Annotated in this window: 29 protein-coding genes and 1 riboswitch; of the genes, 19 read left to right on the top strand and 10 right to left on the bottom strand. The window is 36.9% G+C overall.

Features of this window, described 5'->3' with window-relative positions; all coding sequences use genetic code 11:
* Positions 1-132 precede the first annotated feature (132 nt).
* Entirely contained in the window at positions 133-1,014 is an 882-nt protein-coding gene (locus HH214_RS19320; protein WP_169610436.1) for a Ppx/GppA phosphatase family protein, read from the bottom strand.
* On the bottom strand, positions 1,011-3,068 hold the full coding sequence (gene ppk1, locus HH214_RS19315; protein ID WP_169610433.1) for a polyphosphate kinase 1: 2,058 nt from the start codon (positions 3,066-3,068) through the stop codon (positions 1,011-1,013). Before ppk1 ends, HH214_RS19320 begins: the two co-directional genes overlap by 4 nt.
* Positions 3,069-3,212: 144 nt before the next feature.
* On the opposite strand from ppk1, the gene HH214_RS19310 reads away from it, so the two are divergent.
* On the top strand, positions 3,213-3,704 hold the full coding sequence (locus tag HH214_RS19310; RefSeq protein WP_169610431.1) for a YajQ family cyclic di-GMP-binding protein: 492 nt from the start codon (positions 3,213-3,215) through the stop codon (positions 3,702-3,704).
* Between the two features lie 121 nt (positions 3,705-3,825).
* Here HH214_RS19310 and HH214_RS19305 read toward each other — a convergent pair whose 3' ends face one another.
* Positions 3,826-4,266: an Hsp20/alpha crystallin family protein gene (locus tag HH214_RS19305; protein WP_169610429.1), complete on the bottom strand. Its 441-nt coding sequence runs from the start codon at positions 4,264-4,266 to the stop codon at positions 3,826-3,828.
* 134 nt (positions 4,267-4,400) lie between these two features.
* Between HH214_RS19305 and HH214_RS19300 the strand changes: the two genes are divergently transcribed.
* Positions 4,401-4,847 carry an acyl-CoA thioesterase gene (locus HH214_RS19300; RefSeq protein ID WP_169610427.1) on the top strand — a complete coding sequence of 149 codons (447 nt, stop codon included), beginning with the start codon at positions 4,401-4,403 and terminating at the stop codon, positions 4,845-4,847.
* Positions 4,848-4,872: 25 nt separating this feature from the next.
* Here HH214_RS19300 and folB read toward each other — a convergent pair whose 3' ends face one another.
* Entirely contained in the window at positions 4,873-5,235 is a 363-nt protein-coding gene (gene folB, locus HH214_RS19295) for a dihydroneopterin aldolase (protein ID WP_169610425.1), read from the bottom strand.
* A 162-nt stretch (positions 5,236-5,397) separates the two neighbouring features.
* Between folB and HH214_RS19290 the strand changes: the two genes are divergently transcribed.
* Positions 5,398-5,628 (top strand): hypothetical protein, encoded by a 231-nt coding sequence (locus HH214_RS19290; protein ID WP_169610423.1) that lies wholly within the window; start codon positions 5,398-5,400, stop codon positions 5,626-5,628.
* A 28-nt stretch (positions 5,629-5,656) separates the two neighbouring features.
* Here HH214_RS19290 and HH214_RS19285 read toward each other — a convergent pair whose 3' ends face one another.
* The gene (locus HH214_RS19285) at positions 5,657-7,015 is read right to left on the bottom strand and encodes a GH1 family beta-glucosidase (RefSeq protein WP_169610421.1); all 1,359 of its coding nucleotides are present in this window, start codon (positions 7,013-7,015) and stop codon (positions 5,657-5,659) included.
* A gap of 207 nt (positions 7,016-7,222) precedes the next feature.
* The gene (gene lysA / locus HH214_RS19280) at positions 7,223-8,410 is read right to left on the bottom strand and encodes a diaminopimelate decarboxylase (protein ID WP_169610419.1); all 1,188 of its coding nucleotides are present in this window, start codon (positions 8,408-8,410) and stop codon (positions 7,223-7,225) included.
* Positions 8,411-8,688: 278 nt separating this feature from the next.
* On the opposite strand from lysA, the gene HH214_RS19275 reads away from it, so the two are divergent.
* From HH214_RS19275 to HH214_RS19230, 10 genes are all read left to right on the top strand, one after another.
* Positions 8,689-9,144 (top strand): DinB family protein, encoded by a 456-nt coding sequence (locus HH214_RS19275; RefSeq protein WP_211166266.1) that lies wholly within the window; start codon positions 8,689-8,691, stop codon positions 9,142-9,144.
* A gap of 237 nt (positions 9,145-9,381) precedes the next feature.
* On the top strand, positions 9,382-9,588 hold the full coding sequence (locus HH214_RS19270; protein ID WP_169610418.1) for a hypothetical protein: 207 nt from the start codon (positions 9,382-9,384) through the stop codon (positions 9,586-9,588).
* A 283-nt stretch (positions 9,589-9,871) separates the two neighbouring features.
* Complete coding sequence (locus HH214_RS19265) at positions 9,872-10,078, top strand: heavy metal-binding domain-containing protein (RefSeq protein ID WP_169605383.1); 207 nt, start codon at positions 9,872-9,874, stop codon at positions 10,076-10,078.
* Positions 10,078-10,494: a hypothetical protein gene (locus HH214_RS19260; protein ID WP_169610416.1), complete on the top strand. Its 417-nt coding sequence runs from the start codon at positions 10,078-10,080 to the stop codon at positions 10,492-10,494. Before HH214_RS19265 ends, HH214_RS19260 begins: the two co-directional genes overlap by 1 nt.
* Positions 10,491-11,156, top strand: a complete 666-nt coding sequence (locus HH214_RS19255) for an SCO family protein (protein WP_169610414.1) — start codon at positions 10,491-10,493, stop codon at positions 11,154-11,156. The genes HH214_RS19260 and HH214_RS19255 overlap by 4 nt, the downstream gene beginning before the upstream one ends.
* Positions 11,153-11,569, top strand: a complete 417-nt coding sequence (locus HH214_RS19250; protein WP_169610412.1) for a c-type cytochrome — start codon at positions 11,153-11,155, stop codon at positions 11,567-11,569. The genes HH214_RS19255 and HH214_RS19250 overlap by 4 nt, the downstream gene beginning before the upstream one ends.
* A gap of 194 nt (positions 11,570-11,763) precedes the next feature.
* On the top strand, positions 11,764-13,158 hold the full coding sequence (locus tag HH214_RS19245; protein WP_169610410.1) for an arginine decarboxylase: 1,395 nt from the start codon (positions 11,764-11,766) through the stop codon (positions 13,156-13,158).
* A gap of 70 nt (positions 13,159-13,228) precedes the next feature.
* Complete coding sequence (locus tag HH214_RS19240) at positions 13,229-13,960, top strand: class I SAM-dependent methyltransferase (RefSeq protein ID WP_169610408.1); 732 nt, start codon at positions 13,229-13,231, stop codon at positions 13,958-13,960.
* A 77-nt stretch (positions 13,961-14,037) separates the two neighbouring features.
* Positions 14,038-14,889 carry a helix-turn-helix domain-containing protein gene (locus HH214_RS19235; protein ID WP_169610406.1) on the top strand — a complete coding sequence of 284 codons (852 nt, stop codon included), beginning with the start codon at positions 14,038-14,040 and terminating at the stop codon, positions 14,887-14,889.
* Between the two features lie 84 nt (positions 14,890-14,973).
* Positions 14,974-15,675, top strand: a complete 702-nt coding sequence (locus HH214_RS19230) for an SIP domain-containing protein (protein ID WP_169610404.1) — start codon at positions 14,974-14,976, stop codon at positions 15,673-15,675.
* Here the strand turns inward: HH214_RS19230 and HH214_RS19225 are convergent.
* Positions 15,672-16,394, bottom strand: a complete 723-nt coding sequence (locus tag HH214_RS19225; RefSeq protein ID WP_169610402.1) for an RluA family pseudouridine synthase — start codon at positions 16,392-16,394, stop codon at positions 15,672-15,674. The two genes, HH214_RS19230 and HH214_RS19225, sit on opposite strands and share 4 nt — an antisense overlap.
* A 200-nt stretch (positions 16,395-16,594) precedes the next feature.
* Here HH214_RS19225 and HH214_RS19220 point away from each other — a divergent pair, with 200 nt between their 5' ends.
* Positions 16,595-16,882 (top strand): hypothetical protein, encoded by a 288-nt coding sequence (locus HH214_RS19220; RefSeq protein WP_169610400.1) that lies wholly within the window; start codon positions 16,595-16,597, stop codon positions 16,880-16,882.
* Between the two features lie 52 nt (positions 16,883-16,934).
* On the opposite strand, the gene HH214_RS19215 is transcribed toward HH214_RS19220, so the two are convergent.
* The 3 genes from HH214_RS19215 to gatB all read right to left on the bottom strand — a co-directional run bounded on the left by HH214_RS19215 (position 16,935) and on the right by gatB (position 20,300).
* The gene (locus HH214_RS19215) at positions 16,935-17,624 is read right to left on the bottom strand and encodes a response regulator transcription factor (protein WP_169610398.1); all 690 of its coding nucleotides are present in this window, start codon (positions 17,622-17,624) and stop codon (positions 16,935-16,937) included.
* Positions 17,625-17,711: 87 nt separating this feature from the next.
* The gene (locus HH214_RS19210; RefSeq protein WP_169610396.1) at positions 17,712-18,830 is read right to left on the bottom strand and encodes a TlpA disulfide reductase family protein; all 1,119 of its coding nucleotides are present in this window, start codon (positions 18,828-18,830) and stop codon (positions 17,712-17,714) included.
* Positions 18,831-20,300 (bottom strand): Asp-tRNA(Asn)/Glu-tRNA(Gln) amidotransferase subunit GatB, encoded by a 1,470-nt coding sequence (gene gatB / locus HH214_RS19205; RefSeq protein ID WP_169610394.1) that lies wholly within the window; start codon positions 20,298-20,300, stop codon positions 18,831-18,833.
* Positions 20,301-20,795: 495 nt separating this feature from the next.
* Here gatB and HH214_RS22010 point away from each other — a divergent pair, with 495 nt between their 5' ends.
* The 5 genes from HH214_RS22010 (at position 20,796) to HH214_RS19185 (ending at position 25,981) form a co-directional block, all read left to right on the top strand.
* Positions 20,796-20,981, top strand: coding sequence for a fatty acid desaturase family protein (locus HH214_RS22010; RefSeq protein ID WP_211166265.1), 186 nt, complete (start codon positions 20,796-20,798; stop codon positions 20,979-20,981).
* A 244-nt stretch (positions 20,982-21,225) separates the two neighbouring features.
* Positions 21,226-21,594 (top strand): fatty acid desaturase, encoded by a 369-nt coding sequence (locus HH214_RS22005; protein ID WP_211166264.1) that lies wholly within the window; start codon positions 21,226-21,228, stop codon positions 21,592-21,594.
* A 337-nt stretch (positions 21,595-21,931) separates the two neighbouring features.
* A riboswitch (SAM riboswitch) is annotated at positions 21,932-22,050 on the top strand.
* Between the two features lie 246 nt (positions 22,051-22,296).
* Positions 22,297-23,622 (top strand): O-acetylhomoserine aminocarboxypropyltransferase/cysteine synthase family protein, encoded by a 1,326-nt coding sequence (locus HH214_RS19195; RefSeq protein ID WP_169610392.1) that lies wholly within the window; start codon positions 22,297-22,299, stop codon positions 23,620-23,622.
* Between the two features lie 89 nt (positions 23,623-23,711).
* Positions 23,712-24,770: a homoserine O-acetyltransferase family protein gene (locus HH214_RS19190; protein WP_169610390.1), complete on the top strand. Its 1,059-nt coding sequence runs from the start codon at positions 23,712-23,714 to the stop codon at positions 24,768-24,770.
* Positions 24,767-25,981 (top strand): homoserine dehydrogenase, encoded by a 1,215-nt coding sequence (locus tag HH214_RS19185; RefSeq protein WP_169610388.1) that lies wholly within the window; start codon positions 24,767-24,769, stop codon positions 25,979-25,981. The genes HH214_RS19190 and HH214_RS19185 overlap by 4 nt, the downstream gene beginning before the upstream one ends.
* Positions 25,982-26,044: the final 63 nt, after the last annotated feature.

The following is a 26,044-nucleotide window of genomic DNA, read 5'->3' as shown; positions in this document are numbered from 1 at the left end:
AAAAAGTTAGGCGCATAAAAAAGGGTCGAATAACTCGTACTCGACCCTACATCTACCTATGAAAAACATGCCCTTTGAGAGGGCATTACAAATGTAGCAATGTTTTTCATATTTGGAAAAATTATTTTTAATTTATTTTGAAAGGTTTTTCTCAATTAATGTTTGAATAATACCATCAGCCATTCCAATGCTCGGCACATAGATGTTTTTTATATTAGCCCACTTCATTACCGTAGTATAAATTTCGCAAGCCGGAATAATTACATCTGCCCGATCTTGATTAAGCTTCAATACATTAATACGATCTTTTAATGAATAAGAACTTAAATAACTATATAACGATTTAAGTTTGCTATAACTTAAGGCCTCATCATCTTTTAACTCCGACAGCTTAAACAACTTATTGATATTACCACCGGTACCCACACCATACAGCGTTTTAAACCTACGGGTATGTTGACGGATGAACTCATTCATTTCTTTCCAGGTTTCATCTTTATCTTGATTATCCAGAATACGAATGGTTCCAATGTTGAACGATTGCGCTGCTAATAATTCACCGTCTGAGAAGACAGTTAATTCAGTACTACCGCCGCCTACGTCAATGTACAGGTAGTTTTTATTTTCATCCAGATTAACATTGGTATGGCTTGCATAAATGATGTTGGCTTCACGCTCGCCCTGAACAATCTCCAGATTTAAATTCGCTTCTTCTTGAATGCGCTTGATGATTTCGGGCCCGTTTTTAGCTTCGCGCATGGCTGATGTGGCACAAGCCATATAATCTTCTACCCTATATACATCCATCAAGTTCTTGAAAGCCGACATTGTTTTTACCAAATCATCTGCTTTTTTATCAGAGATGTGCTGATGTAAAAAGGCATCATCACCTAAGCGTAAAGGCACACGAATGAGCGTGTTCTTTTTAAATGAAATTTTACCGTCATTATCAATAATGTCGGCTATCAGTAATCGAACAGCGTTCGAACCTGTGTCAATTGCTCCGTATCTCAAGGTGTTATGGTTTTAAGTTGTTTTAAATAATCATAGGTTTCAATCTGTGCCCGATGATTGGTACCATTTTTAGCTTTGCGGTACTTGTTAGTATTGGTTATGGTAATTTCACGGGCTTTGGTATTATCATGAAGCTGCAAATTAATCATGTCCCGTATCTGTTGCTGTAAAGAAGCATCATATACCGGGAAACCCACTTCTACCCTGTTATCAATATTGCGTGTCATGAAATCGGCCGAAGTTAAAAAAAATAGTTCCTGACCGCCGTTGGCAAATATATGTACCCGGGCATGCTCCAAATATTTATCAACAATGCTTATTACTTTGATGTTTGTACTGAAATTTTTAACCCCTGGTACCAGGCAACACATTCCTCTTACAATCAAATTAATTTTAACGCCTGCATTGCTGGCTTCATACAGTTTGGCAATTATCTGCTCATCAGCCAGACTGTTCATTTTCAATATCATGTAAGCTGGCTTACCTGCTTTAGCATTTTTTATTTCGTTGTCAATCAACTTATAAATTGCAGGGCGCGAATCAACTGGTGATACAATGAGGTTTTTGACATCTTTAGGCAGAACACCTTTGTTTATAGCCCGAAATACATGTACCAAATCGCCGGTTAATTTTTTGTTCGCCGTTAGCAAAGTATGATCGGCATAAATTTGAGCAGTTTTCTCGTTGTAGTTCCCGGTAGAAAGACAGGCATAATACGCGGGCTTTCCTTTTTCCATTCGTGTAACTAAACATATTTTGGCATGTACCTTATAGCCAGATATACCATGTATCACGTTAATGCCTTCTTCTTCCAGTCGCCTTGTCCAGTTAATGTTGTTCTGTTCATCAAAGCGAGCACGTAATTCAATCAGGCAATTTACTTTTTTACCGTTTTTAGCCGCATTTATTAATGCATGCACTACTCTTGAATTGGAAGCTAGCCGATATAAGCTGATGTCAATTTGCTTTACCTTAGGGTCGATAGCAGCCTCACGTAAAAACAAGATTATGTAATCGTAGGATTGATAAGGTGTACTCACTAGAAAATCCTGAGTGGCTATTAAATTAATCAAGCTCTTACCAACAGACAATCCTGGTACCGGCAAATTGGCTATGCGTGGGTACTCCAACTCAGGCCCACCCACATTTGGAAAATTAATAAAATCCTTAAAATTTTGGTATTTGTTAGCTGGAATCAAACTATCAGAACTTAATCCGACACGAGCATTAAGATAGTTTAACATTTCGGCTGGCATATTAGCATCATACAGTAGCCGCATGGGTTTACCCTTACGGCGTTTTTGCAAGCTTTTAGCCAAGGCGTCAATAAACTTTTCGCTTACTTCTTTATCCAGATCCAGTTCTGCATCACGTGTAAGCTGTATGGAATACGCTTCAATACTATCATATTCAAATATGAAGAAGATATCTTCCAGATTGTACCGGATAATATCATCTACCATGATGATGAACTTAAGCTGATTGGTTTCGGGTAAAACTAAAAATCGGGATAAATCATCAGGTAATTCAATTAAAGCCAAACGATCTTTTTTACCTTTCGTTAGTTTTACCAGAAAGTAAATAGCACGATCACGCAGTTCGGGCAGTGTTTGCTGATCATCCAACATAACCGGTACCAGTGTTGATAACAGCTTTTCGCGAAAATATTTTTTCACAAACAAGCCCCGGTTTACATTCAATTGCTTTTCATTAAGAATGAAAATTTTATGTTCAGCTAGTTGTTTAATAATAATATTATCGTACAGATTATTAAACTTATGCTCCAGCTTTACAACCAAGTTTTTAATTTGATTAAGAACTTTTTTGGGATTGTACCCCAGCAATGCTTTTGCTTTTTCGTTCAGGTTCGACAACCTGTTTAAAGTAGCTACCCTAACCCGGTAAAATTCATCCAGGTTAGAGGAGAATATGGCCAAGAACTTTATTCGATCAATCAGCGGTACAGTGGGATCTGCTGCCTCCTGCAAAACACGATCATTGAAGTACAGCCAGCTGATTTCGCGATTAATTAAAGGTATATGTTTATGAGCCATGAGTAAACATTGCAGCGCCTAACGTGTTGTAGCCACAAAGCTGCCTATTTTGATGTTAAGATAATATTAACTTAATTATTTTAAATAGTTGTAATAACTGTACTTCATATAGGCTACTTTTGTTTACCCTAAATACATTTACTAATGCCTTCATTTGATATTGTTAGCAAAATAGATGCGCAAACATTGGATAACGCCATCAACAACGCCAAAAAAGAAATTTTAAACCGCTTTGACTTTAATGACTCTAAAAGCACGGTTGACTTGGATAAGAAAACTAATGAGGTAACTATTGTTACTGAGAATGAGATGCGGTTGAAAGCCATTCAAGATTCTATCATCAGCCGCATGATTAAACAACAGCTTGATCCTAAAGCCCTCGACTTTGGTAAAGAACAGTACGCATCGGGCAACATGATCCGTAAAGAGATTACTATTAAGGAAGGTATTGATAAAGAGGCTGCCAAAAAGATCGTTAAGAAGATAAAAGATAGCGGATTGAAAGTTCAGGTTTCCATTATGGATGATCAAGTTCGTGTACAGGCTAAAAAAATTGATGATTTACAAGCTGTAATCAGTTTGTGTCGTAATGAAGATTTTGGGCAACCGCTTCAGTATATTAATATGAGAAGCTAAACTAGTTTAGTAGAATATTTCACATGAACCAATAGGTTGATAAATTAAAAAGTCCACTCTGCATATGCAAAGTGGACTAATCAAACTAAACCAACAACCTATATAAAAACAAACTTGCTGATTACTTTACCGCAATTTCACGGGTTTGTAATCGAGCTTCTTCTTTCTTAGCTACACTTAGGGTTAAAACACCATCTACATATTGAGCATCAATAGATGATTGGTCAACAGTTTCAGGTAAGTTAAATGAACGTTTAAATGAATAATAACTAAACTCTTTATTGTTATATTTTTTAGTTTCGGTAGCTTCTTCAGCTTTCACCTCAGCAGATACGCTTAAAACGTTTTTATCTAAATTAATTTTGAAGTCCTCTTTCTTCAAACCTGGAACAGCTAATTCAATAGCAAAACCTTTTTCAGTTTCGGCAATATTTACAGCCGGAACTTTATTGTATTGAGGTGCATTTGAAAAAGCTTCGTTGAAAAAAGGATTGAACACATCTTTAAATAAAGGGTTCACCAAAGCATTTCTATTTCCGTTTTTAAAATTCACTAATGTCATTTTTATATCCTCCGAAAAATTTCTTTTTATATTTTCGTTATTGATTATACAAGGCTTATACCAACGCTAAAATCAAGTTCTTTTACCGACAATGTGTCTGTAAATATATTTCCAAAACGACAATTTGACACTAAATGACTGAAGATTTAACTAATTATAAGTATAAAACGAATTTACCCATTCGATTTTCAGATATTGATGCTTACGGGAACGTAAGTAACACTATATATTTAACCTATTTTGAAATTACTAGGTTGAATTATTGGCGAGATGTAGTACAATGGGATTGGAACAATACCGGTGTTATTTTAGGTAGATCAGAAATAAATTATTTAAAGCCTATAACCATCCATGATCAGATTACTTGTTACATACGTGTTTCGCGTATTGGTAACAGCAGTTTTGATGTAATGTATGTACTGGTAAAAAACACAACTGATGGCGAAGAAATTTGCACTACGGGAAAAACCGTTTGCATTAGTTATGATTACAAAGCTAACAAATCGATACCCATACCTAGGGCTGAACGTCAGCGTATGATTGAGTATGACGAACCTGGCCTCATTACGAATACTAATTAACATTAGCACGCAATAATAAAAACACCTATACTGGTTTTTGATAAATAATTGTAACGCTTGAAGCTGCTACTACGCCTCCTAAAGGTGGATTTAGCTTTTTAACCCTGACACTCAGCTTTTCAAGGTAGACAAATTGGGCTAATAGTTGATCCATTATGGATTGCGCAACCGTTTCCAGCAACTGGCGAGCTACTTGCATTTCTTGTTGAGCGATCAGGTATAAGTGTTCATAATTAATGGTATTGTTTAGTTGATCCTGATGAAGGGCATCATCAGGTGTAAACTCTGCATCAATATCTACAACAAATCGATTGCCTAAAATCTGCTCTTCCGGATAATAGCCATGCCTCGCAAAAAATTCGGCACCATGTAAACTCACCTTAATCATAGCGCGCGAATTTATTATATTCTGCTAATAATATAAACTTATAATTCAGGCTGCTTAGTAATTCTTTATTATAAACGTTAAAAAGAACAATTTATGAAATAATTAGTTGCTTATTAAAATGGTTAAATTTATTAACCTTTAGTAAACCAAACATTTTTAATCATGGGAAACAACGTTGCAGGCCATACCGGAGAACATAAAGGTCAACCATCAGGTAATAAAAAAGAATCAAGCGGATTAAAAGATGCATTTGCCGGAACCGATCCGGAACTTGATAAAGAGATTGCCGCCGAATACACTAAAGAAGGTGATGAAGTTGCAGAAAATGTGCACATACTACATCACAATCGTAACGCCAACAAAGGCGATAGTACTAAAGACCTTCGCAAGTAGAAATTATGTTTTAAGCCAGTAGCTATTTCTATTGGCTTAAAAATTTTTGGTACCAGTTACCCGATGCTTTAACAATACGTTGTTGCGTAGTAAAATCAATATGTATCAATCCAAAACGTGGACGGTAACCCTCGGCCCATTCAAAATTATCTGTCAAGGTCCATACAAAGTAACCATTTACCGGACAACCTTCTTTTTTTGCTTTTAACACCTGACTCAAATTATCCTGCAGATAGGTGGTACGTAGTATATCCTGAACTTCGCCATTTTCTACAGTATCCTTAAAGGCAGCACCATTTTCGGTAATCAGGATGTTTTTAATCTGCGAGTAGGCGCTAAATTTTTTAATCACCTCATACATAGCTGGCGGATATACTTCCCAGCCCATTTCAGTTAAAGGTACATCACGTTTTTTAGCTTCCACTAAGGTAGCACTAATGTAAGGCGTAATAAATGAGTATTTAACTACTTCGCGAGTATAATTTTGTAAACCTATAAAGTCAAAATTGAAAGCCAACAATTCTTCATCGCCGGGTTGCATGTACTTTTCCAATTTCTTTAATACAGGCAAATCAGTTGCTGGATACCCTAAACCCATAATAGGTTCAATAAACAAACGATTAATCAATACATCAGCACGCTTTGCCGCAGCTACATCATTAGGCTTAGTACTCAAAGGTTCTACATGCGAACAAGAAAAAGTACTGCCAATTTGTACATCTGGTAACAGCTCACGTAAAGCTCTCCCTCCGGCTGCTATACTTAAAGTTACATGATGTACTGCTGGTAAAAAGCTTTTCAATCCGGTGCGCCCAGGTGCATGAATGCCTAAGAAATATCCTGCACCGGTAAATACTGCAGGTTCATTCATCACCATCCAATGCTTTACTTTATCACCAAAACTTTGTGCACAAACCTTAACAAAGTTGGTAAACCATTGTACGCTGTCGCGACTGGTCCAGCCGCCTTGTTCTTCTAAAGCTTGTGGTAAATCCCAATGATATAGAGTAATCCAGGGCTGAACACCTTGTTGTAGGCAGTAATCAATTACCTGATTATAAAAAGCAATACCTGCTTGGTTAACCGCACCTGTACCATGAGGTATAATACGCGTCCAAGCGATAGAAAAGCGGAAATTGGGAATACCTAGCTGCTTAATTAAATCAATATCTTCACGATAACGGTTATAAAAATCGCAAGCTATACGGGCATCCTCCTGCTTATGAATTTTACCTTTTTTCTGTGTAAAGGTATCCCAAATGGATGGACCTTTGCCATCATCAGCCCATGCTCCTTCAGTTTGGAAAGCAGCAGCAGATACTCCCCAGGTAAAATCCGGGCCAAAATGTTGTTTTTGCAAGGCAGAATTGTTGGTCGTATTATCCATTTGTTTACCAGACCTCAACGCTGCACAAATTGTTTAATAAATTTTGCTTAACAAAACTTATTATACCTAGTGCCGGAATGATGATTTGAAACTCTTTAACAGAACCCATTCACGAAAAGCATTGACTAATGTATATAAATAAGATGAGTTTTTCATGGTCGTACTGATTAGATGCAACAAAGAAAAACTTTTAATATTAGCTAAATTTTAAACTAGCGTTATGTTACCGGCGTAAGCATCCTGGCTATATACGCTCTCTACCCGATCTCGTAAGTTATAACCAGAAGCCATGACCTCACCATAAGCTCCTGCTGTACGTAAAGCCATCAAATCGCCACGATGCGATTCAGGTAAAGGTACATCAGTGCGGAAGCAATCTGTACTTTCACAGATTGGTCCTACTACATCGTATTTAACCGTTGCAGCAGTAACATCTTGCTTACTCAAGTTTTCTATTTCGTGATGCGCCTGGTAAAGCATTGGGCGAATGAGTTCCGTCATGCCAGCATCCAGTACTAAAAAGTTTTTAGCTTGGCCGTTTTTAACATACAGTACTCTTGCAATTAATGATGCACATTGCGCTACCAAAGCACGGCCTAATTCAAAATGCACTTCTTGTCCGGTTTTTACCTGTAAGTGATCGTGGTAAACTTTGAAGTAATCGTTAAAATCACATATAGTGTTAGTATCTGGTTTGTAATAATCTACACCCAATCCACCTCCTACGTTAAGTACCTTAATGGTTAAACCTTTTTGTTCAAACCAGTTTTGCAGTTCATTTACACGCAGACATAATTGTTTAAAAACATCCAGATCAGTAATTTGTGAACCTACGTGAAAATGAATGCCGATAAACTCCAAGCTAGAACAATCTTTTAAGGTGAACAACACATCATCCAGCTGCCAGGTATTAATACCAAACTTATTTTCCTCTAACCCAGTAGTAATATGATGATGTGTATGTGCATCAACATTCGGATTAATACGAATGGCAATGCGGGCAATTTTGTTTTTAGCTGCAGCCAAATCATTAATCACTAACAACTCTTGAACAGACTCTACATTAAAACAGAAAATATTAACATCAAGTGCTGCATTAATTTCTTTATCCGATTTACCTACACCGGCAAACACAATTTTCCCGGAATCAAATCCATGTGCAACAGCAGCCTTCACCTCATTTCCGCTTACACAATCGGCACCAAAACCTGTAGCTTGCACAGCTTCCAAAACTTTTAAATTAAAATTAGCTTTCAACGCATAGTGCACGTGGTACTGGTAAGTTTGAGCCGCTTTGTGGCATGCATTAAGTGTTTGTTGCAGCAAATTTAAATCATAATAGTAAAAAGGAGTTTCGTGTTGCTGAAGTTGTTGTATAACCTGAGATGAAAACATGATAATGAAGATATAAAAGCTAGATTAGTATAACTTAAAAAGCTTCTGCTAACTTGCTATAACTACTAGTTTTGTAAGTAAGCAAAAGTAAGCTTTCTATGCTATACATTTATACAAACCAGCAACATTTAAGCCCGCTCAACAAGTAAACAGTTGTGTGCTATTATAGCATACTGAAACGAGTAGTTTTAAAAATTAGCTGTATTATCAGGTAGTTTAAAATGCACATGCTTGTTTAACTTTCATGAGTTTAGTAGTTACTTTTATACAATTATCACATGAAAAATTATTTCATTCGATTATTTGATTATGATCGTCACGCTAATTTGCAGATATTAGATACTATTTTGGCTAAACCCTCCCCTGAAAAGCCAATTCAATTAATGGCTCATTTATTGGCCGCTCAGCAAATATGGTTACAACGTTGTAAGAAACAGCCTGCTGCAGGAGACGCACTATGGCCAGATTGGAAAGCAGATACATTTAAAAAAATAATTGAAGACAATCATGCTGCATGGATCGGCTTTTTAGAAGATTTAAAGGACAACGACTTTGCTGAATCAATAATCTATAAAAACAGCAAAGGTCAAACCTTTACTAACCGGCTAGATGATGTGCTTGCACACTTAATTAACCATGGCACCCACCACCGGGCGCAGGCAGGGCAGCATTTGAAGTTGGCAGGTACCCAACTACCTGTATCCGATTACATTTACTACTTACGCAGAATGTAGCTATACTGCAAGATTACCATTGTTGGAAATAGCTGTTGCTAGCTAAATGTAGATTAGTAACTTTGTGGCACAATGTTTCAGCGCTGTTTAGCTATATTATTAATGAGCCTTATACTCACAGCTAATTTTACTCGGCTGTTTGTATATGCTGGCTTTGAAGTTAATCAGAAATATATTGCTGAAAAACTTTGCGAAAACCGTAACCGCCCTTGGTTGCATTGTAATGGCCGCTGTTATTTGATAAAGAAGATAAAACAAGCTGAAGAAAAAGAACGTAGCACTGAACGACAGATACAAAAAAGCTTGTATCAAACAGCCCTTTATATACCAATTACTCATATAACATTCCAATCCACTTTGCTGCAAGTTATTCCAATTATTGATTTTCCTGTTGAAAGTCAGCAAGTTTATCAGACTTTGTTGCAGCCTCCGCAAGTTGCTTAAATACTATCTTTTGAAAGCAGGGCAGGTATATCTCTATTATACAATGCAGAGTATTTAGATATAATTATATCTGCGTTGCCTTCATGAGAGTAATTATCTATCGATAAACAATTAACGTATTATTACATAACAATGTACGTATTGCATCGATAGTAAACTTTTATATACATAAACTCCAATCAAAAATTCTATTGCTACACAGAGCACAGTTAAACATGCTGCTGCCAGTAACGTGTTAATTGTATCTTTGTTAAGCAGTGATAATATCATTAAAACTAATAGCATGAAAATAAAATTTGCTACCCTATTCCTTTTAGCATTTACAGCTTGCCAACAACAGCCTGCTAGTACGCAAAAACAAGTCCCAAAGGCAAAGCAGAACATAAAGGAAGTAGTACAATACACCTGTCCCATGCACCCAGAAATAATTACAAACAAACCAGGCACTTGCCCTAAGTGCGGTATGGATTTGGTTAAAAAAACTAAATAATGAAATATATTAAAGTACTTACAATTAGTGTACTAACAAGCCTTATATTAATTTCTTGTCAAGACAATAAAAAGCAAGAAACCGATTTATTAGATGGCATACTCAAAATGCATGATAAAGTTATGGCCGATGATGAGGCTGTAATGAAAAACAAAATACTGCTAGATTCACTGCTTAAAACTAAGCAAATACCAGAAAACAGTGCTACTGTTTTCCAAACAGTGCAAGAGCTTGACCACGCCAATGAAGCAATGGAGAACTGGATGCACCAGTTCAATGCTGATTACGCCGGTAAACCACATGATGAAATTATGCAATATTTAACTGACCAAAAGAAAAAGCTATCTGCTGTAGATATGCAATTGGACAAGGCTGTTAAAAATTCAAATACTTACCTATCTACCATCAAGAAATGAAAACATTAATTATAGCTATTGCTATAGCTTCCGGTTTATTTATGGAGACCGCATGTACCTCAAACAGCAATACACAAAAAGCATTACCTATTTACGGGAACCGAGAACCGGTGACCAAAACAGTAAATGGCAAAACTATAACCGATACCGTTTACCAAACTATACCTGCTTTTCAGTTTGTAAACCAGTATGGCAAAACTATTACTAACAAAAGCTTGGATGGTAACATTTACGTAGCTGATTTCTTTTTTACCAGTTGCCCATCCATCTGCCCTGTTATGCACCGTAACATGCTAAACGTGTATAATGCCTTTAAAGATGGTAATAATGTCAAAATTTTATCTTACAGCATAGACCCTAAGCATGACAGTGTAGATGTGTTAAAAAAGTATGCCGATAAACTAGGAATATCTGGTAATACATGGTGGTTTTTACAAGGCAATAAAGAAGAAACATACAAATTGGCGAACAACTATTTAGTAGCTGTTAAAGAAGATAGTAACACGCCTGGGGGCTATATTCACTCCGGTTACTTTGTACTGATAGATAAACAAAAACGCATACGTGGCACTTATGATGGTACAAACACAGATGATGTAAATAAACTCATTAACGACATCAAAACTTTACAATCAGAACCTGCCGAAACTATAGCTCAATGAAATCTATCTTAACTTTTTTTGCATTAGCAGCTTGCCTAATATTATTTTTTGCCTGCCAAAACGAGAAGCAAATTGAATTCAATCGTTACTATGCATCAGGCCAAGTGGTTTACCAAACCCGGTGTCAAAACTGCCATGGAGCTAAAGGCGAAGGTTTAGCTGCCTTAATACCTCCGCTTACTGATAGCATTTACCTGAAATCACATAAAGATGATTTGGCTTGTTATGTACAAAATGGATTGAAGGATTCTATTGTAGTTCACCAGAAATCATACTCAGGGCAGATGCCTTCTGTTGATTTAGCACCTGTTGAAATTGCTCAAGTACTTACTTATATTCAAAATTCTTTTGGTAATAAGCTGGGCTTATACAATGTAGAACAAGTAAATAACAACTTGACTAAATGCAAATAAGCTATTAATAATTAACACATTGCAGCTTACACGAGGGTTATATTAATCAAACATAATGATTAATATAACCCTCGTTTTTTACGCTATTTTTGTACAAATTTAATTTACATTATAGCGATAAATTTGTGAGTAACATCTTTAATGTTTTAATAAAAAAGTTACATTTTTGCTGAAAATTAGACGATTATACAAGAATGCAAAGCTACCAGGAATTTCTTGACCTCAGCGTGGGTTTCCCGCAAGAAGGTTTTGAAATTATAGATGACGAATTATACTTCAACGACCTTAACTTGATGGAGATGATTGAAACGTATGGCACACCATTACGCTTCACTTATTTGCCAATAGTTTCTAAAAAGATACAGCAGGCTAAGCTGATGTTTCAGCAGGCTATCATCAAAAACAATTACCGTGGTGGTTACAAGTACTGTTACTGTACTAAAAGCTCACACTTTAAGCACATTGTTGAAGAGGCGTTAAAAAACGATATTCACCTGGAAACATCATCAGCATTTGATATGCCCATGATTGATGCCTTGGAGAAGAAAGGGGTAGTTAAAAAAGATATAACTGTAATCTGCAACGGTTTTAAAACCTATCAGTATAAACAGTACATTGTAGATATGCTACATGATGGCTTTAACAACATCATACCGGTACTGGATAATAAAGAAGAGTTTAACATTTACGATGATGAAATCGAAATGGATACTCCTTGTAACTTGGGTATTCGCATAGCTTCTGAAGAGCAACCGGATTCACAATTTTACACTTCAAGATTAGGTATTCGTCAGGAAGATGTGATTGATTTTTATACCAGCAAAATCGAGAAGAATCCAAACTTTAGAGTTAAGCTATTACACTTCTTCATTAACTCAGGTATTTCAGATACCCCATATTACTGGAACGAATTAGAGAAATATGTAACATTGTATTGTAAATTCAAAAAAATCAATCCCGAACTGGATACGCTGGATATTGGCGGCGGTATGCCTTTTAAGGATTCATTAGTTTTTGATTTCGATTATGAGTACATGATTAATGAAATTGTGAGCCGTATCAAAGAGATATGTGCTGAACATGATGTGCTTGAACCAGATATTATTACTGAGTTTGGTAAATATACTGTAGCCGAAGCATCAGGTATCTTGTACAAAGTATTAGGGCGTAAGCAGCAGAATGATCGTGAAAAATGGTTAATGCTGGATGGTTCTTTTATCACTAACCTACCTGATGTATGGGCTCTAAACCAAAAATATATCCTTTTACCGGTAAACAACTGGGATGCCGAGTACGAGCGTGTAAATTTAGGTGGTATTACTTGCGATGGACAGGATTACTACAACCAGGAAGCACACATGAACAGTGTATACATGCCTAAAACACGTAAAGTTCAATACTTAGGATTTTTTAATACCGGTGCTTACCAAGAGGTATTAAGCGGATACGGTGGCATTCACCACTGCCTGCTACCTTCGCCCAAACATGTGTTAATTAGGCGTAATCGGGATGAAACCTTTAATTTTGAAGTTTTTGGTGAAGAACAAAATAGTAAACAGGTACTTAAAATATTAGGTTACACTGCATAAAGCACAAGCCCTCCTTACTAGAGGGCTTTTTTGTTGCAAACAAATGTTTAACCATAAATATTGTTAGCTTATGTTATCTTCTAAATATTCACTACTACTAATATCCTCTCTACTAATTTATTGCAAGCCTAAGCCAACTCGACAACAAACAACAAAACAGCAAGATTCTATTTACACATACAAAACACCCTCGGCTGATGGTACAGGTAAAATGTACAAAGGCCGGGAAATAGCTCGTGTGATGGGGTTTAGTGGTGCCGAATGGTTAGAACGTGATACGCGGCAGCAAGAAGAGAATGTAAAATTAGCCATTCAAAACTTACCTGTTACAACGCAAAGTACGATAGCCGATATAGGTGCAGGAACGGGTTATTATACTTTCCGAATAGCTTCCAAAGTTAAACAAGGAAAAGTGTACGCGATTGAATTACAAGACGATGCTATTACTTACTTAAAGAAACGTAGTCAGTCTATTCATCAAAATAATGTTGTTGTGGTAAAAGGCAGCGAAAGATCGCCTAACTTACCTGACAATAGTATTGATTTGGCTGTAATGGTTGACGTATATCATGAGCTAGCTTATCCACATGAATATTTGCAATCGCTACGTAAATGTTTAAAACCAGAAGGAAAAATTCTATTATTAGAATATCGTGGCGAAGATCCGGAGGTACCTATTAAAGAACTCCATAAAACCACCGTTATTCAGGTAAATAAAGAAATGGTAGCGAACGGTTTTAAATTAGTAGAAGATAAAGAGTTTTTACCCATTCAGCATTTTTTGGTTTACCAGAAAAGATAAGGCCTGTTCACTTTTATACAATATCATACAAGTTAATTAAGCTTCTATATTTGATTATATTGCAAGCATTAACCCTCATGAAGAGTATTCCGGTACATACTTTACGAAATAGCAATAAGCTAGGTTTGATGGTACATCATACCAACAACTTGAAATTAGCAGAGGATGAAAGTACAAAAAGTGCTCACCGGGATGATCATTACATATTCTTTTTTATTGAAGATGGTTCAGCCTCTATAATGGTCGATTTTGAGGAGGTTTATATTTGTAGCAGAGCTCTTTACTATATTTTACCTGGACAGGTACATCACCGCATTAAAGACGAACATGCTACAGGGTGGTTTATGGCTATTGACAGCACATTGATGCCAAAGGATTACCGCCCGGTGTTTGAAAGCCATTTGCTACTGCAGCAGCCTTGTTGCTTGAATACTCATCAATATCAACAGTGCCAAACCCTTTTACAACTTATCTACCAACAATACATTGTTGAAGAACAAAGTAATTTTCATATAAATCTATTACAATCTTTAGTAAGCGCCTTTTTAAGTATGGCGGCTGGTGCTTATAGTTTGAATACAGCACAACCCTTAAAATTATCGCGCCCCTTGCAAATAGCACACGATTTTAAAGCTTTGTTAAGGCTAAACATAAAATTTATAAAAAGTCCTTCCGACTATGCAGCCCGGATGCATATATCAGAAACCTACCTGAACGAAGTACTTAAAAAGGTTACAGGCTTTTCAGTATCTTATTGGATATTGAATGAAATCATGTTGGAAGCTAAACGCTTGTTATACTACAGCGAGCTTACTGTTAAAGAAATTGCACATCAATTAGGCTACGAAGACCATACTTATTTTTCAAGGCTATTTAAAAAAGCTAACCAACTTACACCTTTATCTTTTCGTAAGGCTTACCGCGAATAGTCCAATATCTTCCTTGTTCTATCTATTTCTTTGCGCCTGATTTACCAATTACTTTGTGGTATCAAATCAACAACGATATCACATATGCTACATAACATTAAAAGAAAAGCATTCGACTTATTGGAAAATCGGATGCTAAGAACAGGAAATGTACTTGAAACACGCCACTGGTCATCATCTGCCCTAGTTGAAGTTGACCTTCATTTGCCCACAGATAATATGAACAATTGGAACGAAGTTAATTACATCAAATGCAAGGTTAACGATTTTACCTATCGTGATTATACTCCTGCATCTTGGGATTCAGAAACACAAACTTGTACATTATATATTGACACTAACCATAATGGAGCCGGTAGTGAATGGGCTAAAAATTTGCAACAAGGTGATGCAGTTCACTACTTGAGTATTAAGAGTACCCGGCAAACACCGGTACATACTTCAGCCGTTATTTGCCTGGGTGATGAAAGCAGTATAGGGCATTTGTTGGCTATGCAGCAGTTAGCTAAACCTTTAACTCGCTTTTCAGGTGCAGTAGCCATTAGCGATGAAGCAAGCCGTAGCTTATTTAAAGAATACTTTACTTCTTCCCTACAAACGGTTTCTAAACTAGACCATTATGGGCATCATGCTCTTACCGAATGGTTATTGCAGCAAACGTTTCATCTGGAAAATACTATTTTCTACTTAGTAGGCAATAGCACTATGGTTACTCAATTGCGCAAAGTTTTAAAAAAATTTGGATATGGTTCCAACCAAATCAAAGCGCAAGGTTTTTGGCATTAAGCATCAAACTTATCCAGCAGCTTCAATAAAGTTTCAAAATCTTTAGAATATGGTGCATGTATATTTACTTCCTGGCCGTCTAGCAGCTTAAAGGTTAACTCAAAAGCATGAAGAGCAAAACGTTTCATAATGGGTTGCTCTTCCTGATCTTTACCCAAGTGGTATTTACGTTTTAATTGCGATAGGTAAACTGGCTTACCTTTGTACATTTCGTCACCAGCAATAGAAGCCCTTTGCGTAGCCAAATGGATGCGTATTTGGTGCATACGTCCGGTAACTGGCCTGCATTCTACTAAAGTATAATGTTTGAAATACCTGAGCGACTGGAACCATGTTTCAGCCCGTTTACCTTCTTGCCGGCTTATAGATACGGTACCTTTGCCTGTATTTAAAATAGGAAGATCAACCAACAATCCTTCAAATACATGGGTACCTTCAATTACAGCGTGGTACACCTTTTTAATTTGCCGGCGTTCAAACTGCATAGATACTGTGCGGTAAGCTTCCGGATTTTTGGCGATAATTAACGCCCCAGATGTTTCTTTATCCAAACGATGGCAAATTTGAGCATCTTCCCAATATTGTTTAGCCAGCCTCAACATGTTAATCTCGCTACCTTCGCCACGTTCATCCAGGGTGCTGATAAAGGGGGGCTTATTTACTACAAAAAGGTTATCATCTTCGTATATAATCAGGTCGGCAAACTTTGGTATCTTCATTATTCAACTATAGCCTGCAAAAATACGGTTATTCAATCAAATAATTACTTTAAGTTCATCAGACACTTGGTGTAGCCTGAAACAATATTTCAAACACCCTGTTGAACTTTCTACATCCCTCATCTTATTGCTCAACAAACATTTTAATTATTATGAGCTCAAAATCAGCAAGACCCGTTAAGTTTCAAACCGAAGGCTTTTTGGAAAAAGTAAAAAGCAGCATTGACAGCATTTGGAAGCAAACAGTTCACGAGACCGAAAACTTAAAAGAGGATGTAGCGGATATAGCAGAGCAATCAGGATCTGAAAATAAGCTTGCTGCCAACCAGAAGAAAACCGAAAACTCCAAAGCACCAACTCACACAAAAGTTGCTAACAACAAACCTACTTCAGTTGGAGCTAAACCATCAAGTATAACAATTGATGAAAAGGCTGCTGATACCACATCTTCCACAAAAAAGAAGAACACAGTTCGCAACAATAAATAATAAAACATTCTATAATCAAAAAGGCGCTGGGTTCAACCCAGCGCCTTTTTGATTAAGCTTCAAATTTGTATCCTACTCCTTTTACGGTAGATACATAGTTTTCACCTAGCTTTTCACGCAGCTTACGAATATGCACATCTATAGTACGATTCGTAACTACTACAGAATCCTCCCAAATGTTTTTTAATATTACCTCTCGGGTGTACACTTTACCAGGTTTTGAAGCTAACAGATATAGTAATTCAAACTCCTTTTTAGCCAATACAATTTTTTCACCGTTTTTATAAACCAAGTAAGTTTCCCGGTCAATTACTAAATCACCTACCTCTAACTTGTTATCTGAAACTTCATCAGGTGTATTGTTCCGACGTAATATTGCATTAATGCGGCTTACCAAAGCTCTGGGCTTAATGGGCTTAGCAATATAATCGTCGGCACCTACGTTAAAACCAGCAATTTCCGAGTACTCTTCACTTCGTGCAGTTAAGAAAACCATGAAGGTATTCTTGAACTCAGGCATAGTACGCATCATGCGGCAGGCTTCTATCCCATCCATTTTAGGCATCATAATATCTAACACAATCAAATCCGGCAATACTTTTTTAGCTTCAGCTACTGCTTCTTGCCCATTATGTGCTAAATAAACCTGATAACCTTCCTTCTTCAAATTATATTCAATCAGCTCCAATATATCAGGCTCATCATCAACAATTAATATCTTTTGTTTTGCAGTTGTACTCATCAGGTCGAATTTTGGGATAAAAGTAATACGGTTACAAAAGATAATAGTTAAGCGTGTGTTAATAAATTGTTAAAGCTTAATATTGGATTAAGATTTAGGAAAAGTTTTCTTTAAAAAGGATTCTAAATCAGCACCTGTAACGTTTTTAGCAATAATTTTTCCTTGCGGATCGATAATAAAGTTAGATGGTATAGCTTCAATATGATACAACCGTTCAGTTGGACCTTCAAAGTTTTTCAAGTCTGATGCATGCTGCCAAGTTAACTTATCAGCAGTAATAGCCTGCTGCCAGTTTGCTTTCTTTTCATCTAACGATATACCTAAAATATTTAATCCTTTGTCTTTGTATTGATTGTAGAGCTTAACTACATTCGGGTTTTCCTGACGACAAGGCATGCACCAAGAGGCCCAAAAATCAATCATTACGTATTTGCCTTTGTAGTCTGATAACTTGACAGGCTTGCCATCTACTCCGCCAACAGTAAATTCGGGAGCTTTCTGACCAACCGATACAGGTTTAACAGCTGCCATTTGCTGCTTAAATTTCTGTACTGAAAGATTGTCTTTAAACTCTCCTTTGATGTCATCAGCGTATTGTACTAATTGCGATTCGTATTGATTTTGATCTAGTGATAAGGCAGCATAAAAACCCGCTAATGAATTTTTATTATCATTAACAAACTTCCATACCGCAGTTCCATAATCGTTCATGTTCTTTTTGAAGATGGGCTGATAGTAATTAATTAATGAATCCTTATTACCATTTTGCTGAGCTTTAGCTTCATACTCTTCGGCTAGCTTAGCATTCTTATCAATATAAACATTACTTAAGGCATTGAATTGCTTTATCTTATCAGATTCATCTGAACCTGTAATTACATATTCATGCTTTTGATCTTGCAGGTCTGTTTTAAAAGTGACATCATCGCCATTTTTAGCAATCAAATCGAACGTTACTCCGCCAGCACGTAATTTAAACAAGTTTGCATAAGGGGCTTGATGCTGAAATTTGAATTGACCATCTTCACTTAACGAGGTAGAATCTACTACACTAATCTGTGTACTATCCGCTTGTAACAAATATACCTTTTTCACCTTATCAGGATGACTAATGGTGCCCGATAATGTAAAAGCAGATTTATCTTTACAGGCTACCAAAGCCGACAGGAAAAGCAGGGAACTATATTTTACAACTGAGTTTTTCATTTATTTAGCTTGTAGTGCTTGTATTAATAAGTCATTAGTTTTTTTAGGATCAATTTTACCCTTTGAACGTTTCATGATTTCGCCCATGAATAAGCCCAAAACGCCCTTTTTACCTTTATTATATTCTACCACTTTATCTGGGAATTTAGCTAAAGCATCCTGAATAAATTGATTTAACTCGCCTGCATTTTCTTGTATCAGCAAGTTTAGTTCGGCTGCAATTTCTTCAGCAGTTTTACCTATATGTTGAGTTAAAACCGGAAATATTTTTTGCGCTGCAATGGTATGGTTTACTTTGCCATCATCCACCAATTTGATTAAACCTGCTAATAGTTCAGGTTCAGGAGCAGCTTGTTCAATGGTTTTGCCTTGCTCGTTCAGGTGCGATTTTACAGGCCCCATCAACCAGTTAGCAGCAGATTTATAATTGTGAGTGTAAGTAATTAGCTTTTCAAAATACCCTGCTATTTCATGCTCAGCAGTTATCAATGCAGCATCATAAGCTGATAAACCTAATTCAGTTATATACTTTTGTTGTAGCTGATGAGGCAAAGCAGGCATACCCTTTTGTATGTGATCTACATATTCAGCTGTTAATTGTAAAGGCTGCAAATCAGGCTCTGGAAAATATCGGTAGTCGTTGGCCATCTCCTTCGTACGTAATACTGATGTTTCACCTGTATCCGCATTGAAGTTCAATGTATTTTGCTCAATATGCCCACCTGCTTCAATTACATTCACTTGGCGTACAAACTCATGTTCAATAGCACGTTGTACATTACGTATTGAGTTTAAATTTTTCACCTCACATCGGTTTCCCAAAGTAGTTTGTCCTTTTAGCCGCACCGAAATATTGGCATCGCAACGCATGCTGCCTTCTTCCATGTTGCCATCACAAATATTGAGATAGCGTAGCAAACGACGCATCTCAATCAGATACAAGCCCGCTTCTTCGGCACTATGTAAATCAGGTTCAGAAACTATTTCCAGTAAAGGTACGCCTGCACGGTTCAAATCAATCAACGAATGAGCATGATGCTGATCGTGCATGCTCTTGCCTGCATCCTCTTCCATGTGTATATGGTGAATAGCAATGTCTCTGCTTTCTCCACTACTTAATTTAACGTTAACATACCCTCCGCTACAAATCGGTAGTTGATCCTGGCTAATTTGATAGCCTTTAGGTAAATCTGCATAAAAATAATTTTTACGGGCAAAGTTGTTGTACAAATTAACATGACAATTACAGGCTAATCCCATTTTTACTGCATATTCTACTGCTCTTTTGTTCAAGAACGGCAAAGTACCAGGATGCCCTAGTGATACGGCACTTACGTACTCGTTTGGGCCTGCTCCGAAAGCAGCAGAATCTGAAGAAAAAGCTTTGCTTAAAGTAGATAGCTGGGCATGTACCTCTAAGCCTACAACAAGTTCATATTGCTCATATACAGGTGATAAATGATTTGTCATTATACTATATAAAGGCTCTGTTTGTGGTAACAGATGGTCAAATATAAAGCTATTATGCCGTTATTTAATAAAACGGAATTAACTTTGAATTTAGATACACATGGCTGACCAGGGTAAAAGTTTGCGGTGGTTGGGTAATGAAAAACAGCTAAACTAAACGTGTATATACGTGTTTAAACGTACAATTACACGAAAAAGCATATTAGAGTTACCAGTACATAAGCTGGCCTATATTTTATTTGTTTACTCATAAATACGGATACTTTAATTAAGTCCATATTTAAAAAAGCAGGTCCTGATGACTTTTTTTAAAGGCCCTTAATTTACAAGTACAGCAACGCGTACTGAACAATTGACTAGTACAGATACAGAACATTATTATTTTTCAAATCGCTAGTTATAGTATTGCTATACTTCACCTTATATGGTTGTATATTATTTTTCGGCGACTACACACCCTTATTGTACAGCCTTTATGTACTAACCGGGTTAACTATGATTATGGTTTTTCTGAACGGATTTCATGATGCAGCACATGGTGCTGATTTCAGAAATCATAAGCATAATGATTGGTACACTTATACGCTGGAATTATTTGGTAGTAATAGTTACATCTGGAAAAAACGTTACCTGTTACTGCATCACCTTATCCCAATATGCAACATTGGGACATTGATGTAAAGCAAAGTGATATTGTGCGTATTTTTTCAGAAAGCCCTCCTTTTAATTTTCACAGTTACCAACATTGGTACATGTGATTCTTGTACTTATTTTATACTTTAAACTGGCTTTTTGTACGCGACTTTAAAGATTTTTTTGGTACAAAAGACAACTACCTGATACCAATCACCAAGATTCCTAAAATTGAGTACGTAAAGCTTTTTGCAGCCAAACTGTTTAATTTAGCCTTAGTGCTTTTATTCCAATGCTGGTATTGAATCAGCACTGGTACACTGTACTGGTTGCCTTTTTAACTATGCATGTTACAGCTAGTGCATTTGGCGTGACTGCCTTATTATCTACACATGCTGATGAATATGCTGAATTTCCGTTGCCACCGGAAGATGTTAGCGTTAATATGACCTGGGCTATGTATCAGATTAGTGAGACTAAAGATTTTAGCCCCAACAGTAAAGTAGTCAATTTTCTGTTTGGTGAATTTAACCACCATGTAGCTCACCACTTGTTTCCAACGGTAGCCCATACCTACTATCCGGCAATTACACCAATAAATACGTATATGCGCAAAAGTATAATTTGCCTTATCGCAGTTATCCATTATCAAAAGCAGTAAAGTCACACTTTATGTTGTTGAAAGAAAGCGGAAGTCATGAAAGTTTATTTGTTCATGGCGAATTGTAAAATCGTTATTGAAATTTCACCTGCATTTGCCACAAGAATACTCCATTACTGTTATTAAGTCTTAAGCTTTGCAGTGGTACATCTTTGCTATTAAATCCATTACAACTTAACGCAGCACATAACACAACCATCTACATATTTAAGCAAATGTTGTTGCATATCAATGTATTACCATTTAAATAAAATAATATTTGCAAATGTAAAACATAACTATTTACATTTGCAGTAGCGAAAGCGATACCTATTTCAAATACCTCTTTAAAGGTTTTGATTTATAAAGAAGCGGCGAGAGATCAGGCTCACAGACCCGCTGGCAACCCTCCAATGTATCAGGAGAAGGTGCCAAATCCTGTCCCGATTAACAATTTACCATCGGGGAATATAAATGTGTAAAGCCATGAAACACGAATTTAATTTTACTCAGCATTACTCTACCTCATCTACGGGTGCTTACTTGTTAACCTATAACTCTTCTATTAGCTGTAAGTGCATGTGTTGTTGCTGTTGCTAAGCACACTCTAACACGTTTATTTCAGTCGCAAAACACAACGTGCTAAAACTATAGGTAAATTCTATCCTACTTTAACACCTGTACCATCACACTAGGTTTTAACAACTTTTAAATTCAATACTCATGCCTGCATCATCTTTAAAATTTGAAACATTACAGTTACACGCCGGTCAGGAAGTTGATCAAACAACTGGCTCACGTGCTGTACCCTTATATCAAACCACATCATACGTATTTAACAATGCTGAACATGGCGCCAACTTGTTTGCGCTAAAAGAATTTGGCAATATTTATACGCGTCTGATGAACCCTACTACTGATGTATTTGAAAAGCGCATTGCTGCATTAGAAGGTGGTGTAGCTGCTTTGGCTACCTCATCAGGTCAGGCAGCGCAGTTTATCGCTTTAAACAATATATTACAGGTAGGTGATAATTTTATTACATCGCCATTTCTATACGGTGGTACTTACAACCAGTTTAAAGTGGCTTTTAAACGTTTAGGTGTTGAAGTCCGCTTTGCAGCAGACGATCAGGCGGAGAGCTTTGAACCGCTTATAAATAAAAAGACCAAAGCCATTTATCTGGAAACTATAGGCAATCCTGGCTTTAACATACCCGATTTTGAAAAAATTGCAGCTTTAGCTCGTAAATATGATTTGCCAATAGTAGTTGATAATACTTTTGGGGCTGGTGGTTATTTGTTTCGCCCACTGGAGCATGGCGCACATGTAGTAGTTGAATCAGCTACGAAGTGGATTGGCGGACATGGCACCACTATTGGTGGCGTTATTATAGATGGTGGTAATTACAACTGGAGCAATGGTAAGTATCCGCAGTTTACTGAACCATCTGAAGGCTATCATGGTCTCATATTTAATGATATATTTGGTATAGGTGGTTCGTTTGGTAATATACAATACATTATTCGTGCACGTGTAGAAGGCTTACGCGATTTTGGACCATCTCAATCTCCCTTTAACTCCTTTTTACTTATACAGGGTCTAGAAACTTTGTCATTACGGGTACAGCGGCATGTAGATAATGCATTAGAGTTGGCTAGCTGGCTAGAACAGCACCCGCAGGTAGCTAAGGTAAACTATCCGGGATTGGTTTCATCACCTTATCATACTTTAGCTAAAAAGTATTTAAAAAATGGTTTCGGCGCTGTATTGTCTGTTGAACTAAAAGGCGGCAAAAATATTGCAGCACAGTTTATTGATAGTTTAAATTTAGTAAGCCACCTAGCTAATGTAGGTGATGCTAAAACATTAATTATTCAGCCTTCGGCTACCACACACCAGCAATTATCAGAGGCCGAGCAATTAACAGCAGGTGTAACACCAGCACTGTTACGCATAGCTGTGGGCATTGAGCATATTGATGATATTAGAGCTGATTTTGAACAGGCTTTTGCCAAAATTAAACAGCAGGAACCTGAATTAGCATAGTTTATTGTTTTGAAACATTTTTTAGTTTTTTTAATAGATTAATAGCTAAAAGTCTCTCTTGGTAAACAAGAGAGGCTTTGTATATTTATATGGATACACAAGTTTTCAGGCATACAGCAACTTTCGAACTGGAATTGGGTAAAGCCCTGAATGGCCTTGAAATTGGCTATCATACGTATGGCCGCTTAAACGAACAAAAAAGCAATGTGGTATGGATTTGCCACGCATTAACAGCCAATTCGGATGTTGCCGATTGGTGGAACGGCTTTGTAGGTAAAGGGTACTTGATTGATCCAGAACATTATTTTATTGTATGCGCCAATGTACTTGGTTCTCCATACGGAACCAGCAATCCACTAAGTATTAACCCTAATACATCACAACCTTATTATTTAGACTTTCCGCAATATACTATTCGTGATATAGTTAATGCTCACTATTTATTAGCAGAATATTTAGGTATTGAAAATATTGGTTTGCTAATTGGTGGCTCATTAGGAGGGCAACAAGCACTGGAATGGAGCATTATGCAGCCTGAACGCATTAAGAAATTAATATTAATTGCTACCAATGCACAGCACTCGCCATGGGGCATAGCTTTCAATGAATCGCAACGCTTAGCTATCAGTGCTGATCCTACCTTTTACCAGAACACTCCAGAAGGTGGCTGTAATGGTTTGAAAGCTGCGCGTAGCATGGCGCTACTATCATATCGTGGCTATGCTGCTTATAACAAAACGCAAGCAGAAAACGATGATGAGATTATGGATAATTATCGGGCTTCATCTTACCAAAGCTACCAAGGCGAAAAGTTGGTAAACCGCTTTAACGCTTATAGCTACTGGTACCTTACCAAAGCAATGGATTCACACCATGCAGGCCGCAACCGTAGCGGCTTAGAAAAGGCTTTAGCGTTAGTAAAATCGCAAACGCTGGTTATTGGTATTACTTCGGATATTTTATTCCCTCCAATTGAACAGCAATTTTTACATCAGCATATTGCTAACTCAGCTTACGCCGAGTTTGATTCTTTGTATGGCCATGATGGATTTTTAATTGAAACTGGCATATTAACTAAAATTATCTTCTCTTTTCTCACTTCTCAAGAGAAAGGCAAAGCCTTCTCTCTGCAAACTACTACTACATGAGTACTAAATTAAACATTGGGTTATTTGGCTTCGGCGTTGTTGGCCAAGGCTTGTACGACATTATCCGCACCAAAAACCTGAACTTAGAAATTAAAAAGATAGCCATTAAACATCCTGGCAAGCTCCGCAGTTTACCATCGGATATCTTTACTACCGATAAGAATGAAATCCTGAACAATCCGGAAATAAATACGGTAGTGGAACTTATAAACGATACCGAAGCAGCTTTCGATATTGTGTCTACTGCCTTAGCTTCTGGTAAAAACGTAGTATCAGCCAGTAAGAAAATGGTGGCTACTTACCTAGATCAGCTGATTGACTTGCAACAACAGCATGGCACTTCTTTATTGTATGAAGGTTCAGTATGCGGCAGTATTCCCATCATCCGTAACCTGGAAGAATATTATGACAATGAACTTCTACATTCGGTAAGCGGTATATTCAATGGTTCATCCAATTACATTCTTTCTAAAGTTTATCTCGAAAGTTTGGATTATGATACAGCTCTGAAACAGGCTCAGGATTTAGGCTTTGCAGAAACCGACCCAACGTTAGATGTAGGAGGATTCGATGCCAAATACAAACTGGTTATAGCTGCAGCACATGCTTACGGGATTGTTGTAAAACCTGAAGAAATATTAAATATAGGTATACAAAATGTGTCAACTCATGATTTACAACATGCGCGCGAAAAGAAATTGAAAATCAAATTGGTACCAGTTGCTAAAGAACTTGATGCTGAAAATGTTACCTTATTTGTATTACCGAAATTTGTTACCGAAAGTGAATTTTTATACAATGTGGAGTATGAATACAATGGTGTAACTGTACAAGCTGCATTTGCCGATCAGCAGTTCTTTTTTGGTAAAGGCGCTGGCGGCCACCCTACCGGTTCAGCCGTACTTTCAGATATAGCCGCGTTGCGCTATGGCTACCAATATGAATACAAAAAAGCTCTGCAAAAAAAAAGCTTGAATTTTACTAATAATGTTACGCTAAATATTTACTTGCGTTACCACGATGAACAGTTAGTAGAATTATTGAACTTTGAGCATATTTATGAGCGTTTTTATTCGGGTGATTACAAATTTATTACCGGAAAAATCAATTTGCAAAATCTGATTACTCATCAGCAACGTATATTGGATAATAAGGCTTTCATAGCCTTTGCCGACCAGCTAACGGGGGTTAGTTTAGCCACGGCAGAATAAGTGAAAATCAGATGTGTATTGGTGATGTTATCTGATTAAAACGAAAAGCTTTCAATATTTAGA

The sequence above is a fragment of the Mucilaginibacter robiniae genome (assembly GCF_012849215.1).
GTDB lineage: Bacteria > Bacteroidota > Bacteroidia > Sphingobacteriales > Sphingobacteriaceae > Mucilaginibacter > Mucilaginibacter robiniae.
This window is presented reverse-complemented; position numbering and strand designations above follow the sequence as displayed.

Excerpts from the sequence above, each read along its gene's own strand:
- ppk1 (WP_169610433.1), bottom strand. The coding sequence starts at position 3,068 with ATGGCTCATAAACATATACCTTTAATTAATCGCGAAATCAGCTGGCTG.
- HH214_RS19310 (WP_169610431.1), top strand. The coding sequence starts at position 3,213 with ATGCCTTCATTTGATATTGTTAGCAAAATAGATGCGCAAACATTGGAT.
- HH214_RS19305 (WP_169610429.1), bottom strand. The coding sequence starts at position 4,266 with ATGACATTAGTGAATTTTAAAAACGGAAATAGAAATGCTTTGGTGAAC.
- HH214_RS19300 (WP_169610427.1), top strand. The coding sequence starts at position 4,401 with ATGACTGAAGATTTAACTAATTATAAGTATAAAACGAATTTACCCATT.
- folB (WP_169610425.1), bottom strand. The coding sequence starts at position 5,235 with ATGATTAAGGTGAGTTTACATGGTGCCGAATTTTTTGCGAGGCATGGC.
- HH214_RS19290 (WP_169610423.1), top strand. The coding sequence starts at position 5,398 with ATGGGAAACAACGTTGCAGGCCATACCGGAGAACATAAAGGTCAACCA.
- HH214_RS19285 (WP_169610421.1), bottom strand. The coding sequence starts at position 7,015 with ATGGATAATACGACCAACAATTCTGCCTTGCAAAAACAACATTTTGGC.
- lysA (WP_169610419.1), bottom strand. The coding sequence starts at position 8,410 with ATGTTTTCATCTCAGGTTATACAACAACTTCAGCAACACGAAACTCCT.
- HH214_RS19275 (WP_211166266.1), top strand. The coding sequence starts at position 8,689 with ATGAAAAATTATTTCATTCGATTATTTGATTATGATCGTCACGCTAAT.
- HH214_RS19265 (WP_169605383.1), top strand. The coding sequence starts at position 9,872 with ATGAAAATAAAATTTGCTACCCTATTCCTTTTAGCATTTACAGCTTGC.
- HH214_RS19260 (WP_169610416.1), top strand. The coding sequence starts at position 10,078 with ATGAAATATATTAAAGTACTTACAATTAGTGTACTAACAAGCCTTATA.
- HH214_RS19255 (WP_169610414.1), top strand. The coding sequence starts at position 10,491 with ATGAAAACATTAATTATAGCTATTGCTATAGCTTCCGGTTTATTTATG.
- HH214_RS19250 (WP_169610412.1), top strand. The coding sequence starts at position 11,153 with ATGAAATCTATCTTAACTTTTTTTGCATTAGCAGCTTGCCTAATATTA.
- HH214_RS19245 (WP_169610410.1), top strand. The coding sequence starts at position 11,764 with ATGCAAAGCTACCAGGAATTTCTTGACCTCAGCGTGGGTTTCCCGCAA.
- HH214_RS19240 (WP_169610408.1), top strand. The coding sequence starts at position 13,229 with ATGTTATCTTCTAAATATTCACTACTACTAATATCCTCTCTACTAATT.
- HH214_RS19235 (WP_169610406.1), top strand. The coding sequence starts at position 14,038 with ATGAAGAGTATTCCGGTACATACTTTACGAAATAGCAATAAGCTAGGT.
- HH214_RS19230 (WP_169610404.1), top strand. The coding sequence starts at position 14,974 with ATGCTACATAACATTAAAAGAAAAGCATTCGACTTATTGGAAAATCGG.
- HH214_RS19225 (WP_169610402.1), bottom strand. The coding sequence starts at position 16,394 with ATGAAGATACCAAAGTTTGCCGACCTGATTATATACGAAGATGATAAC.
- HH214_RS19215 (WP_169610398.1), bottom strand. The coding sequence starts at position 17,624 with ATGAGTACAACTGCAAAACAAAAGATATTAATTGTTGATGATGAGCCT.
- HH214_RS19210 (WP_169610396.1), bottom strand. The coding sequence starts at position 18,830 with ATGAAAAACTCAGTTGTAAAATATAGTTCCCTGCTTTTCCTGTCGGCT.
- gatB (WP_169610394.1), bottom strand. The coding sequence starts at position 20,300 with ATGACAAATCATTTATCACCTGTATATGAGCAATATGAACTTGTTGTA.
- HH214_RS22010 (WP_211166265.1), top strand. The coding sequence starts at position 20,796 with ATGATTATGGTTTTTCTGAACGGATTTCATGATGCAGCACATGGTGCT.
- HH214_RS22005 (WP_211166264.1), top strand. The coding sequence starts at position 21,226 with ATGCTGGTATTGAATCAGCACTGGTACACTGTACTGGTTGCCTTTTTA.
- HH214_RS19195 (WP_169610392.1), top strand. The coding sequence starts at position 22,297 with ATGCCTGCATCATCTTTAAAATTTGAAACATTACAGTTACACGCCGGT.
- HH214_RS19190 (WP_169610390.1), top strand. The coding sequence starts at position 23,712 with ATGGATACACAAGTTTTCAGGCATACAGCAACTTTCGAACTGGAATTG.
- HH214_RS19185 (WP_169610388.1), top strand. The coding sequence starts at position 24,767 with ATGAGTACTAAATTAAACATTGGGTTATTTGGCTTCGGCGTTGTTGGC.